This is a genomic window from Pseudomonas sp. Irchel s3f19 (assembly GCF_900187555.1).
GTDB classification, from domain to species: Bacteria; Pseudomonadota; Gammaproteobacteria; order Pseudomonadales; family Pseudomonadaceae; genus Aquipseudomonas; species Aquipseudomonas capeferrum.
In genome coordinates this window covers 1-12456 of sequence record NZ_FYDW01000002.1, presented here as the reverse complement: position 1 = coordinate 12456, position 12456 = coordinate 1, and the positions used below count along the sequence as shown (strand labels likewise).

The following is a 12456-nucleotide window of genomic DNA, read 5'->3' as shown; positions in this document are numbered from 1 at the left end:
TGCGTGAGCCGTTTCGTCTTGTTCTTATTCTGAGTTGCAGTGCTTGTTATTGTTTTTGTACTAAGCATATAGCAGGTGCCGTGCCAACTTTTCGAAACCCAATGAAATCAAGGGTTTGCAGGTTTTCGCAGGATTCTGGTGGGCGGAAAATGGCGGGGTTTCGTTACCGTACACCTCGGTTACTGTTACGTCTGAAAGGTTGGGTAACAGATTTTTGCGGTAACTGATGTGTTACCTGGGGTGTGCCCAAGGCCAAGTGTGTTCGCCACAACCTGTTCAGCGCCTATGCGATCGAGCGCCGCCCGCGCGGCGCTTCGCGGCGCAAGGCCGCTCCCACATTTGTTTCGGGCCAGTTATGCCTGTGCCATTGGCGCGCGTACCCTTTGGTGCACGGCGCTATATCGAAGGGGGCAAACAAGGGGGCGCGCGCCAATGGCTCAGGATTGATTGGCCCGAAACAGATGTGGGAGCGGCCTTGCGCCGCGAAGCGCCGCGCGGGCGGCGCTCGATCTCCCAGGCGCCGCACTTGCTGCGGCGAACACTGGGCAGGTTGAATTACTCGCTGGTAGCGTTACTCTTGCGCCGCGGGATGCCCAGGCGCTGACGGCGTTCCCACAGGCATTTGCGGCTGACGCCAAGCTTGCGGGCAAGCTCTGTCTCGGTCATGTGGTCCTGGTGCTCCAGGACGAAGTGCTGGAAGTAGTCCTCCAGTGACAGGTCCTCGGTCGGCTCATGGCTGGCATTGCCAGCGCTGGCGCCGCCCAGGGCGTTGTCGAGCAGGTCGTCGTCTTCCAGGTCGCTCAGCTCGATGTCGATGCCCAGCAGGTCGGCCGAAATTTCTGCGCTCTCGCTGAGAATCACCGCGCGCTCGACGGCGTTTTCCAGTTCACGCACGTTACCCGGCCAGCTGTAATGACGAATGGCCTGTTCGGCGTCGGCAGAGAAGTGCAGGTCATCACGGCCGATGCGTGCGCTCTGGCGGGCCAGGAAGGCGCTGGCAATCTCGTTGACGTCGCTGCCGCGCTCGCGCAGGGCGGGCAGTTTCAGGGCGATCACGTGCAGGCGGTAATAAAGGTCTTCACGGAACTGGCCGGCCTTGGCCAGGTTTTTCAGGTCGCGGTGAGTCGCTGCAATCAGGCGCACATCGACCTTTTGCGACTGCACCGAGCCGACCCGGCGGATTTCGCCTTCCTGCAGCACGCGCAGCAGGCGAGCCTGTGCTTCCAGTGGCAATTCGCCGATCTCATCGAGGAACAAGGTGCCGCCGTCCGCCGCTTCAACCAGCCCGGCGCGCCCTGCGCTGGCGCCGGTGAAGGCGCCTTTTTCGTGGCCGAACAACTCGGACTCGATCAGGGTCTCGGGGATGGCCGCGCAGTTCACCGAGATCATCGGTGCCTTGGCCCGCCGCGACAGGTTGTGCAGGGCGCGGGCGACCAGCTCCTTGCCGGTGCCCGATTCGCCCTGGATCAGGACATTGGAATCGGTCGGCGCCACCTTGCGGATCTTGCTGTACATGTCCTGCATCGGCGGGCACGAGCCGATGATGCCAATTTCGCCGTTGGCCGAGGCATTGCTGCCCTTGTCGGCAGCGGCGGCCTTGCCGTTGCTGCGCGGCTCGGTAGCCGGTGCGGCAGCGGGCGCGCTTGGCCGGTCACGGAGGATGCGCGCCACAGCTTGTAGCATCTCGTCGTGGTCGAAGGGCTTGGCGATGTAGTCCACCGCGCCCATTTTCATCGAATCCACCGCCGAGCGCAGGCTGGCGTAACTGGTCATGATCAGCACCGGGGTGCCCTGGCCGAGCTTGATCAGCTCGGTGCCAGGTGCGCCCGGCAGGCGCAGGTCGCTGACGATCAGGTCGAAGGTGGCAATGCTGAAGCGTTCCTGGGCTTCCTGCACCGAGCCGGCTTCGCTGACTTGGTACTGGTTCCGCTCGAGCAGGCGACGCAAGGCCGAGCGGATGATGGTTTCGTCTTCGACGATCAGAATATGCGGCATTGATTCAATTCTCTCGACGGTCTCGAATTTCAGGGGACGTCGCTACGACATGCCGGGGCAGGGTCACGCGGATCCGGGTGCCACGTTGCCGTTCGATATCGGCAGGGCTGTCGATGGTGATTTGCCCATAATGCTCTTCCACGATGGAATAGACCAGAGCGAGCCCCAGTCCGGTTCCTTCGCCCGGGTCCTTGGTGGTGAAGAAGGGTTCGAACAGGCGGTCCATGATGTTCTTCGGGATGCCACTGCCCTCGTCTTCGACGATCAGGTCGACGGTGTGTTCGCTGATTTCGCTGCGCACGCGCACGGCACTGCCGGGCGGCGACGCGTCGCGGGCATTGGAGAGCAGGTTGATCAGCACCTGGGCCAGGCGCTGGGGGTCCCCTTCGGCCCAGTGTTCCGGGTCGCAGAGGTTGAAGAACTGGACTTCGAAGTTGCGCCGGTTCAACGCCAGCAGGCCGATGGCATCCTGCGCCACTTCGGCCAGGCACACCGGCTCTTCGCTGTTCTGGTGGCTGCCACCGGCATGGGCGAAGCTCATCAACGACTGGACAATGCGCGAGACCCGTTTGGTCTGCTCCAGAATCTGGCTCGACAGCTCGGTGATCTCGCCATCACCCTCGCGTTCTTCGCGCAGGTTCTGCGCCAGGCAGGCGATGCCGGTGATCGGGTTGCCGATTTCGTGGGCCACGCCCGCCGCCAGGCGGCCGATACTGGCCAGGCGCTCGGAGTGCACCAGCTTGTCTTCCAGGGCCTGGGTTTCGGTCAGGTCTTCGACCAGCAGCACCAGGCCGCTGTTACCCGGTGCCAGTGGCTCGTCGATGGCGGCCTTGTGCAGGTTCAGCCAACGGGGCTGGCCGTCGAGGGCCAGGCGTTGCTTGTGCAAGTGTTCGTCGGGCAGGTCGATGAAGCCTTGCAGCAGGCCGCGCCACGGCTCGCCGATGGTCACCAGGCGCGACCCGACCACGTGCTTGGCAGCGATGCCGGTGAGCTCTTCCATGGCCTTGTTCCACATCAGGATCTCTTGGTCCTTGGCCAGGGAGCACACGCCCATGGGCAGTTCCTGCAGGGTCTGGCGGTGGTAGCGGCGCAAGGCGTCGAGCTCGGCGGCAAGGCCGGTCAGGCGTGAGTGATAGTCTTCCAGGCGGCTTTCGATGAAGTGGATGTCTTCAGTGACGTAGTTTTCGTTGCCGGACTTGTAGGGCAGGAAGGTCTCGACCATGTCCTGGGCCACGCTCGGGCCCATCAGGCCCGAGAGGTTGGCCTCGATGCGGTCGCGCAGGCGGCGCAACGCGTAGGGGCGGCGCTCGTCGAATGGCAGGTAGAGGTCGCGCAGTGCTTGTTCCACTTCTTTCTGCGCGGCCTTGGCGCCCAATGGCTTGGCCAGTTGGGTGGCAAACTCCTGCGGCGAGGCGGCATGCAGCTCACGGCGCTGCGGGCGCCGCACGTTGTCCACCGCGCACGCTTCGGCGGCGCTGACCTCTTCGCTGCTGGCGTTGGTGAACAGCGAGATCAGGGTAAACAGCAAGACGTTGGCCGCCAGCGAGGCGATGGCCGCCATGTGCCAGCTGGTGTCGTCGAGCACATAGATCATGTCCAGCAACGGGATATAGAAGCCCTGCAGATTGCCCAGCAGCGGCAGCAGCATGGTCACCATCCACACCAGGGTGCCGGCCAGCAAGCCGGCGATGAAGCCGCGGCGGTTGGCGGTCGGCCAATACAGTACCGACAGCACGCCCGGCAGGAACTGCAAGGTGGCGACAAACGCGACGATGCCCAGGTTGGCCAGGCTCTGGTGGTTGTTCTGGGTCAGGTAGAACATGAAGCCGGCGGTGATGATGGCGACGATCAGCGCGCGGCGTGTCCATTTCAGCCAGCGGTAGATGTTGCCTTCGGCCGGCGGCTGGTACAGCGGCAGCACCAGGTGGTTGAGGGCCATGCCCGACAGCGCGAGGGTGGTGACGATGATCAACCCGCTGGCCGCTGACAGGCCGCCTATATACGCCAGCAGCGCCAGCGCCTCGTTGTTGGCAGCAATGCCAAGGCCCAGCGTGAAGTACTCGGGGTTGGTGCTGGCGCCCAGGCGCAGGCCGGCCCATAGCACCAGCGGCACGGCCAGGCTCATCAGCAACAGGAACAGCGGCAGGCCCCAGCTGGCACTGACCAGCGAGCGCGGGTTGAGGTTTTCGGTAAAGGCCATGTGGTACATGTGCGGCATGACGATGGCCGAGGCGAAGAACACCAGCAGCAGGGTGCGCCATGGCCCTTCCTGCAGCGGTGTGTGCAGTGCGGCCAGGGCGGTCTGGTTCTGCAGCAGCCACACTTCAAGCTCGTGCGGGCCGCCGAACACACCGTACAAGGCATACAGCCCGATACCGCCCAGGGCCAGCAGTTTGATCACCGACTCGAAGGCAATGGCGAACACCAGCCCTTCGTGCTTCTCGCGCGTGGCGATGTGCCGCGAGCCGAAGAAGATGGTGAACAGGGTGATCAGTGCACAAAAGGCGAAGGCCACCCTGGCCTTGACCGGCTCGCCGGTAAGGATGCTGATCGAATCGGCCACCGCCTGGATCTGCAGGGCCAGCAACGGCAATACGCCAATCAGCATGATGACGGTGGTCAGCGCGCCGGCCCAGGTGCTGCGAAAGCGAAACGCCAGCAGGTCGGCCAGGGACGATAGCTGATAGGTGCGGGTGATCTTGAGGATGGGGTAGAGCAGCACCGGCGCCAGCAGGAAGGCCCCGGAAACCCCCAGGTAGCAGGCCAGGAAGCCATAGCCGTACTGGTAGGCCAGGCCGACCGAGCCATAGAAGGCCCAGGCACTGGCATACACGCCCAGCGACAGGGTGTAGGTCAGCGGGTGGCGAATGATCGAACGGGGAATCAGCCCGCGCTCGCTGATCCAGGCCACGCCGAACAGTACCATCAGGTACGCGGCGCTGATCAGGATCATCTGGGTCAGGCTAAAGCTCATCGGCATCTCGTTGGCTCTGCAGGATGAAGGTGACGACGATCAGGATCAGCCAGAGCAGGTAGGGGCGGTACCAGGCACCGGTTGGTTCGATCCACCAGTCCATGATGGCCGGGGAGAACAGGTAGATCCCCACGACCAGAAGCAGGACCAAACGATAGATGTACATGCTGGCCTCGATGGTTGGGCGCTGCGGGCTTGGACTTATTATTGGCGCAAATGGCGGGGGGGATGCTAGCGGGAATCCATTGCGTTAGCCAAGGTTTTGAAAGTATTGGGCTTTTGTTTTTGGTGAGATGCGCGGTGTTTAGCATCACGCGATTCCTGTAGGAGCGGCCTTGTGTCGCGATGGGGCGCGTAGCGGCCCCAGGATTTCAGCTCTGCCGCACCTATTGCCGGGGCTGCTTTGCAGCCCTTCGCGACACAAGGCCGCTCCTACACTGACCGCATTGGCCGGTCAGATCCGAGGCTCAGCGCAAATCAGCTTCAGGCACTGTGGTCCGCTGCGCAATCGCCTCCGGCCGCCACTGCTGGCGGGCTATCGCCAACACTTCAGCCGGCGTAGCCAACAGCAAATCGGGGTCTGCTTCCTGCCCCAACGCCCGCAATGCCCGCAACAGCAGCGGTGTAGCATGCTCCGCCTGCAGGGGCGGCGAACGGTACGACTTGCCCAGCTTGTGCCCATCCGGCTGCACGATCAGCGGAATATGCAGGTAGCGCGGCTGTGAGAAGCCCAGCAACTCCTGCAGGTACAGCTGCCGTGGGGTGTTGTCGAGCAGGTCGGCGCCCCGCACGATGTCGGTAACACCCTGCCAAGCATCGTCCAGCACCACCGCCAGTTGGTACGCATACAACCCATCACGGCGCTGGATGACGAAGTCGCCTACCTCGCGGCCCAGATGCTGCTCGAACGTGCCCTGCACCCGGTCGCTGAACCGGTAGATCAACTCCGGCACCCGCAGGCGGATCGCCGCACCTTCGCGGGCATGCCCGGCGTTACGGCACAACCCCGGGTAAATGCCGTTGTGGCCTTCGAGCTGTTTGCGCGAACAGGTGCAGGCGTAGGCCAGGCCCATGTTGAACAGGCGGTCGACCACGGCTGCATAGGCATCGTGGCGCTGGCTCTGGAACACCACCTCGCCGTCCCACGCCAACCCGTAGCGCTCCAGAGTCTGCAGGATGGCATCGCGGGCGCCGGGCATTTCCCGGGGCGGGTCGGTGTCTTCCATGCGCAGCAGCCAGCGGCCATTGACGGCGCGGGCATCGAGCCAGGAGGCGAGGGCGGCGACCAGCGAGCCGAAGTGCAGAAAGCCGCTGGGGGTAGGGGCGAAGCGCCCGATGTAGCTGGAGTCGTTCATGGCTGTCGTGCGTCTGAAAATGAAACGGGGCGCAAGATGCGCCCCGTTCGGATGGGAAAAGGATCAGCCTTTGCCGACGGTTTTTTCCTTTTTCTCCGCGATTTCCTTGCAGTCGAAGCACAGGTCGGCGGTTGGGCGGGCTTCCAGACGGCGCAGGCCGATCTCGATGCCGCAGGATTCACACCAGCCGTATTCTTCGTCCTGGATCAACTGCAGGGTTTTATCAATCTTCTTGATCAGCTTGCGCTCGCGATCCCGGCTACGCAGTTCCAGTGCAAACTCTTCTTCTTGGCTTGCACGGTCTGCAGGGTCAGCGAAGTTGGCCGCTTCTTCCTTCATGTGGTCGACGGTTTTATCGACACCCTCCATGAGGTCTTGTTTCCAGGCGTTGAGGACTTTGGTGAAGTGATCTCGCATGGGCTTACCCATGTACTCCTCACCCTTTTTTACCTCGTAAGGATCGACGCCATGAAGAGATTGATTCGATTTTTGCTTTTCTAGGGTGGACATGAATAGACCGCCTCTTACTCATCTGATCCAATGCGCAGGCTGCTCCATCTCCGGCAACTACCGGCCCTGCGACTGCTAGCCGCCGAACTTACCAGATAGATCAGGGGTGCGCTACCCCGCCCGATCCAGATAATTGACAGCGGTGCGAGCCACACGTTCGGTAGTGCGCAGAGGTAGAATCTCCAGTTTAGACCCAATTGAGAGAAGGTCATGGCCCACCCCTACAGTGCGCGCAGCCGCGCCATCGAACCCTTCCACGTCATGGCGCTGCTGGCGCGGGCCAACGAGCTGCAGGCGGCCGGGCACGACGTGATCCACCTGGAAATCGGCGAACCGGACTTCACCACGGCTGCGCCCATCGTCGAGGCCGGCCAGGCGGCATTGGCTGCGGGCCACACCCGCTATACCGCCGCCCGTGGCCTGCCGGCGCTGCGTGAGGCGATCGCCGGTTTCTATGGGCAGCGTTACGGGGTGAGTGTCGACCCCGAGCGCATTCTGATCACCCCAGGCGGCTCTGGCGCGCTGTTGCTGGCCAGCAGCCTGTTGGTCGACCCCGGCAAGCACTGGTTGCTGGCCGACCCGGGCTACCCCTGCAACCGCCACTTCCTGCGCCTGGTTGAAGGCGGCGCACAATTGGTGCCGGTGGGGCCAGAGGTCAATTACCAACTGACAGCCGACCTGGTTGAGCGCTACTGGGACAAGGACACGGTCGGCGCCCTGGTCGCCTCGCCGGCCAACCCGACCGGAACGGTGCTGGACCGTGCCGAGCTGGCCAGCCTGTCCGCCGCCACCCGCGAACGCCATGGCCACTTGGTGGTGGACGAGATCTACCACGGGCTGACCTACGGTATGGATGCCCCCAGTGTGCTGGAAGTGGACGATGAAGCCTTTGTGCTGAATAGTTTTTCCAAGTATTTCGGCATGACCGGCTGGCGCTTGGGCTGGCTGGTGGCGCCGCCTGGCGCGGTGGCTGACCTGGAGAAACTCGCGCAAAACCTGTACATCAGTGCGCCGAGCATGGCCCAGCATGCTGCGCTGGCGTGCTTCCAGCCGCAAACCCTGGCGATTCTGGAAGCGCGCCGTGCCGAGTTCGCCCGCCGTCGCGACTACCTGCTGCCGGCGTTGCGCGAGCTGGGCTTCGGCATTGCCGTGGAGCCCCAGGGGGCCTTCTATCTGTATGCCGACATCAGCGCCTTCGGCGGCGATGCCTTCGCCTTCTGCCGGCACTTCCTCGAAACCGAGCACGTGGCGTTTACCCCTGGGCTGGACTTTGGCCGCCACCTGGCAGGGCATCACGTGCGCTTTGCCTACACCCAGAGCCTGCCGCGCCTGGAGCAGGCGGTGCAGCGTATCGCTCGCGGCCTGCGCAGTTGGCAAGGCTGATGGCATTCTTCCCTCCACTCGAGCAGGGGCGCCTGCTGCGTCGCTACAAACGGTTTCTGGCGGACATCGAACTGGCCAGTGGCGAGCAGTTGACCATTCACTGCCCCAACACCGGTTCCATGCTCAACTGCATGCGCGAAGGCGGGCAGGTGTGGTTCAGCCGCTCCAACGACCCCAAGCGCAAGCTGCCCGGCACCTGGGAAATCAGCGAAACGCCACAGGGGCGGCTGGCCTGCGTGAACACCGGGCGCGCCAACGCACTGGTTGAAGAGGCGTTGCGGGCCGGGGTGATCAGCGAGCTGGCCGGCTTCACGGCGCTCAGGCGCGAAGTGGCCTATGGCGAAGAGGGCAGCCGCATCGATTTTCGCCTGGAGTTCGACAGCGGCCCGGCCTATGTCGAGGTCAAGAGCGTGACCCTGGGCTACCCCGACACTGATGTTGCGGCATTTCCCGATGCCGTCACCCAGCGCGGCGCCAAGCACCTGCGCGAGCTGGCGACGTTGGCCCGCAATGGTGTTCGTGCCGTGCAGCTTTATTGTGTGAACCTGACCGGGGTCGGAGCGGTGCGCCCAGCCGAGGAAATCGACGCGGCCTATGCCGAGGCGTTGCGCGCCGCCGTGGCTGAAGGGGTCGAGGTGCTGGCCTACGGCACCCATCTGGATGCCGAACGCATTGTCATCAACCGCCCATTGCCCGTGTTGCTCAACCCGTGAGCCAGATGCCCTGGCTGTCTTCGTGGCAGCCCAGGGCCTGCAGCGCATCGCCCTCGCAAGGCCCAGCCACGCATTCGCCGCTCTCTATAAGAAACAAGGCGCCATGATGGGCGCAGTGAATCAGGCTGGCGCTGTCATCGAGAAACGCATCGGTTGCCCAGTTCAGGGGGATGCCCCGGTGTGGGCAGCGGTTGCGATAAAGGTACACCTGGCCCTGGCGGCGGACGCCGAGCAGGTCGACGCCGTCTACGCTGAAGGCGCGGCTGTGGCCCTCGGCCAATGAGCTGGAAGTACAAAGCAAGTGCATGGCAAGGAAGACTCGTGAAACACGTGATGGCTTGACGCTTCAATGCGAATAATTATCAAATTGCCCGCATTCGCTGCGCCCAGCCGTCTATGGTGCGCAGTTCCGCCGCCCGCCACAAGGCGCGCGGCCCGCCTTCAGAAGGAAATCCGATGATGCGCCGCCCCGTCGCCCTGATCGCCCTGTGCGCAGGTTTAGTGCTGTCTACCCAGGCCCTGGCTGCCGAACTGCCGCAGCGTTGGGTCAGCGCTGGTGGCGCGCTTAGCGAATGGGTCAGTGCGCTGGGCGGCGAAGCGCACCTGGTTGGCGTCGATACCACCAGCCAACACCCCGAGTCGCTGAAGGCGCTACCGAGTGTCGGTTATCAGCGGCAGTTGTCCGCCGAAGGCGTTCTGAGCCTGCGTCCTGATGTGTTGGTGGGTACCGAAGAGATGGGGCCGCCACCGGTGCTGGCGCAGATCCGCAAGGCGGGCGTGCGGGTTGAACTGTTCTCGAGCAAGGCCGAACTCGACGCGGTCGATGAAAACCTCAGGCACCTGGGGCAGTTGCTTGGTGCAGAGCAACAAGCCACTGCGCTGGCAACAGGCTATCGCCAGCAGCTGGATGGGCTGCAGGCCGAGGTCAAGCAAGCCCAGGTGGGCCAGAAGGCGCCCGGCGTGTTGCTGCTGGTTGGCCATGCCGGTGCCAAGCCGTTGATCGCTGGCCAAGGCACCGCGGGCGACTGGCTGCTGCGACAGGCCGGGGCGCGCAACCTGGCGGAGCACCAAGGCTACAAGAACTTCTCCAGCGAAGCGCTGGCAGCGCTGGACCCGGACGTGGTGGTGTTTTCCGACCGTGCGTTGGCCGATGAGCAGGCGCTGCAGGCGTTGCTCAAGGAGAACCCGGCGCTGGCGGCCTCCCGTGCGGTGCGTGAGCAGCGCCTGGTGTCACTCGACCCGACGCTGCTGGTGGGCGGCCTTGGGCCACGCTTGCCGGCGTCCCTGCGCACGTTGGCTGGGGCCTTCTACCCAGCAGCCAAGGCCAGCTTCGCGCAATGAAGCAGCGCGTTCAGCCACGCACACTGATCGTCTGCCTGAGCCTGTTGTGCCTGTTGGCGGTGTGGTTGTCCCTGGCCCTGGGGCCGGTCAGCCTGCCGCTGTTCGATACCTTGCGCGCGGGCCTGCGTTTGTTGGGGCTGCCCGTGGCGGGTGATGACCTGCAGCAGGCCGAGATGATCCTCGGCCAGATCCGCCTGCCGCGCACCTTGCTGGGGCTGGCGGTCGGGGCGGTGCTGGCGCTGTCCGGCGTGGCCATGCAGGGGCTGTTCCGCAACCCGCTGGCCGACCCGGGGCTGGTGGGGGTCGCTGCCGGGGCGGCGATGGGCGCTGCGGTGGCCATCGTCGGTGGCAGCTGGTTTGGCGGCATGCCCGATGTGCTCGCGCCCTATCTGTTGTCGCTGTGTGCCTTTATCGGTGGCCTGGGGGTGACCGCGCTGGTCTATCGCCTGGGGCGGCGTGACGGCCAGACCAATGTCGCCACGATGTTGCTGGCCGGCGTGGCGATGACCGCATTGGGCGGCGCAGCGGTGGGCTTGTTCTCTTACCTGGCCGATGATGCCACCTTGCGCACCTTGACCTTCTGGAACCTGGGCAGCCTCAATGGTGCCAGCTACGAGCGGTTGTGGCCGCTGCTGATGGTGGCCGGGGGCGTGGCGCTGTGGTTGCCGCGTCGGGCGCGGGCGCTGAATGCCTTGCTGCTGGGTGAATCGGAGGCGCGGCACCTGGGTATCGAGGTGGAGCGGCTCAAGCGCGAACTGGTGTTCTGTACCGCCTTGGGGGTGGGTGCGGCGGTGGCCGCCGCCGGGCTGATCGGCTTCATTGGCCTGGTGGTGCCGCACCTGGTGCGATTGCTGGCAGGGCCCGACCATCGGGTGGTGTTGCCCGCCTCGCTGCTGGCCGGCGGTGTGCTGATGCTGTTCGCCGACTTGGTGGCGCGGCTGGTGCTGGCGCCGGCCGAGCTGCCGATCGGTATCGTCACCGCCCTCATCGGTGCGCCGTTTTTCCTGGTCCTGCTGATTCGAGGGCGTAGCTGATGTTGCAAGTCGAGGGCCTGCACCTGCGGCGGGGCAGCAATGAAGTGCTGCATGACATCCACCTGCAACTGACCCCGGGGCAGGTCGTGGGTGTGCTCGGCCCCAATGGCGCGGGCAAGAGCAGCCTGCTGGGGGTGTTGTGTGGCGAGCTGGCCCCCGGCCAGGGGCGAGTGACGCTACAGGGCAGGCCATTGACTGACTGGGCCGGGCAGGCGCGGGCACAGCGCCTGGCGGTGCTGCCGCAGGTGTCCAGCCTGGGCTTTTCGTTCAGGGTCGAAGAGGTGGTGGCGATGGGGCGGATGCCCCATGGCAGCGGCCAGCTGCGCGACGCCGAGATCGTCGAAGCGGCCTTGCGTGCGGCGGATGCCTGGCACCTGCTGGGGCGCAGCTACCTGGCATTGTCGGGCGGTGAGCGGCAACGGGTACACCTGGCCCGCGTGCTGGCCCAGCTGTGGCCAGGTGAGCAGGGCACTACACTGCTGCTTGACGAACCGACCTCGATGCTCGACCCACTGCACCAGCACACGACCCTGCAAGCGGTGCGGCGTTTCGCTGATCGCGGCGCTGCGGTGCTGGTGATCCTGCATGACCTGAACCTGGCGGCACGCTACTGTGATCGTATCCTGCTGCTCGAACAGGGCCGCTGCCATGCCCTTGCATCACCCCAGGAGGTGTTGACGCCGGGGGCACTGAAGGCGGTGTTCGGCATCGATGTGCTGGTGCAGGCGCACCCCGAGCGCGGCCACCCGCTGATCATCACGCGTTAGGTTCTGTACGAAAAGTATGGTCATTCATCATTGTGGGAGCGGCGGTGCGGCGATCCGACTTGCCCCGCGATCTGCCGCAACGCGGCAGCAAAGCCTGAATTCGCGGCGTCTTTGACACTATTTAATATCGGGTACAGGAGCGCTTCGCACTCCATCGCGGGACAAGCCCGCTCCCACAAAACTTTTCGTATAGAGCCTAGTGTGGTGTTTCACAAATACCGCTGAAAATCTGAGCTAGGCTCTGTGGAAGCCAACTCTCCAAGGGCATCGACATGGGCCGACCAGCAACCGTCATTACCCTTTCCGAAACTGAAAAGTCGGAACTGCTACGCCGGATCAAACTTCGCAAAGGCGCTCAGGATGCCCGCCTGCGCGCAGAGATAA

At 64.2% G+C, this 12456-nt stretch carries 11 protein-coding genes; 5 read left to right on the top strand and 6 right to left on the bottom strand.

The annotated features are described in order from the left end of the window. Positions 1-555: 555 nt before the first annotated feature. The 5 genes from CKW22_RS03980 to dksA form a co-directional block, all read right to left on the bottom strand. Positions 556-1995, bottom strand: coding sequence for a sigma-54 dependent transcriptional regulator (locus tag CKW22_RS03980; RefSeq protein WP_047583820.1), 1440 nt, complete (start codon positions 1993-1995; stop codon positions 556-558). A 4-nt stretch (positions 1996-1999) separates the two neighbouring features. Next, positions 2000-4975: a sensor histidine kinase gene (locus CKW22_RS03975; protein WP_077068659.1), complete on the bottom strand. Its 2976-nt coding sequence runs from the start codon at positions 4973-4975 to the stop codon at positions 2000-2002. Continuing rightward, the gene (locus CKW22_RS03970; protein ID WP_003250005.1) at positions 4959-5135 is read right to left on the bottom strand and encodes a hypothetical protein; all 177 of its coding nucleotides are present in this window, start codon (positions 5133-5135) and stop codon (positions 4959-4961) included. The genes CKW22_RS03975 and CKW22_RS03970 overlap by 17 nt, the downstream gene beginning before the upstream one ends. 301 nt (positions 5136-5436) lie before the next feature. Then, positions 5437-6324 (bottom strand): tRNA glutamyl-Q(34) synthetase GluQRS, encoded by an 888-nt coding sequence (gluQRS, locus tag CKW22_RS03965; RefSeq protein WP_095063787.1) that lies wholly within the window; start codon positions 6322-6324, stop codon positions 5437-5439. A gap of 63 nt (positions 6325-6387) precedes the next feature. Continuing rightward, positions 6388-6834: an RNA polymerase-binding protein DksA gene (gene dksA, locus CKW22_RS03960; protein WP_095063786.1), complete on the bottom strand. Its 447-nt coding sequence runs from the start codon at positions 6832-6834 to the stop codon at positions 6388-6390. A 210-nt stretch (positions 6835-7044) separates the two neighbouring features. Here dksA and CKW22_RS03955 point away from each other — a divergent pair, with 210 nt between their 5' ends. Together CKW22_RS03955 and sfsA are read left to right on the top strand one after the other, a co-directional pair. Further along, complete coding sequence (locus tag CKW22_RS03955; RefSeq protein WP_033701559.1) at positions 7045-8217, top strand: pyridoxal phosphate-dependent aminotransferase; 1173 nt, start codon at positions 7045-7047, stop codon at positions 8215-8217. Then, positions 8217-8930 carry a DNA/RNA nuclease SfsA gene (gene sfsA, locus CKW22_RS03950; protein ID WP_033701558.1) on the top strand — a complete coding sequence of 238 codons (714 nt, stop codon included), beginning with the start codon at positions 8217-8219 and terminating at the stop codon, positions 8928-8930. The genes CKW22_RS03955 and sfsA overlap by 1 nt, the downstream gene beginning before the upstream one ends. On the opposite strand, the gene CKW22_RS03945 is transcribed toward sfsA, so the two are convergent. Beyond that, a complete protein-coding gene (locus CKW22_RS03945) occupies positions 8920-9237 on the bottom strand; it encodes a Rieske (2Fe-2S) protein (RefSeq protein ID WP_047583822.1) in 318 nt (105 codons plus the stop codon). The two genes, sfsA and CKW22_RS03945, sit on opposite strands and share 11 nt — an antisense overlap. Positions 9238-9386: 149 nt before the next feature. Here CKW22_RS03945 and CKW22_RS03940 point away from each other — a divergent pair, with 149 nt between their 5' ends. From CKW22_RS03940 to CKW22_RS03930, 3 genes are read left to right on the top strand one after another with little or no spacing between them, the layout of a single operon-like run. Further along, the gene (locus CKW22_RS03940; RefSeq protein WP_033701556.1) at positions 9387-10271 is read left to right on the top strand and encodes a hemin ABC transporter substrate-binding protein; all 885 of its coding nucleotides are present in this window, start codon (positions 9387-9389) and stop codon (positions 10269-10271) included. Positions 10272-10321: 50 nt separating this feature from the next. Next, the gene (locus CKW22_RS03935; RefSeq protein ID WP_162181160.1) at positions 10322-11305 is read left to right on the top strand and encodes an iron ABC transporter permease; all 984 of its coding nucleotides are present in this window, start codon (positions 10322-10324) and stop codon (positions 11303-11305) included. Then, on the top strand, positions 11305-12072 hold the full coding sequence (locus CKW22_RS03930; RefSeq protein ID WP_033701554.1) for a heme ABC transporter ATP-binding protein: 768 nt from the start codon (positions 11305-11307) through the stop codon (positions 12070-12072). Before CKW22_RS03935 ends, CKW22_RS03930 begins: the two co-directional genes overlap by 1 nt. The last annotated feature ends 384 nt before the right edge of the window (positions 12073-12456 follow it).